Below are 411 nucleotides of genomic sequence, written 5' to 3'. Positions count from 1 at the left end.
CTCCTCGTGCCCGGAGGGTTTGGGTGCCGAGGGCGCGCCCAGCGCCGGGGCTGCCGGCCCGGCGAGGACCGCGAACGCCGCGAACACGGCCACCACGGGCGTCAACCAGCGGCGTAGGGGTGCCGTCACAGTGTTCCCTTCCGTCGACCGCCGACCGGGTTAGCTGACGGGTTCGGGGCGGAAGTGGCCCCTACCGCTGGTGCGGATTCACCCCAGTTACCTGGTTCCCCGGTTCGTCTCGCGACGATTGGGCGGCGGCACCGCAGGCGCCGCTGCGCGCCTTCGGCGGTGACCGGCAGCGAGGTTACCCGAGATCGCCGCTGGGGATCTACGTCCGGATGCCGACTAAAAGCGTCATTTCGTGTTCACCCTCGGTGGCCAGTGACGTTGCTCTCACGCGCGCCCCGCGCC

General features: G+C 71.0%; 1 riboswitch.

What is annotated here, in order from left to right:
• Positions 1–133: 133 nt before the first annotated feature.
• Positions 134–264: riboswitch (cyclic di-AMP (ydaO/yuaA leader) on the bottom strand.
• Positions 265–411: the final 147 nt, after the last annotated feature.

Source organism: Micromonospora sp. DT228, assembly GCF_049841595.1.
GTDB lineage: Bacteria > Actinomycetota > Actinomycetes > Mycobacteriales > Micromonosporaceae > Micromonospora.
This window is presented reverse-complemented; position numbering and strand designations above follow the sequence as displayed.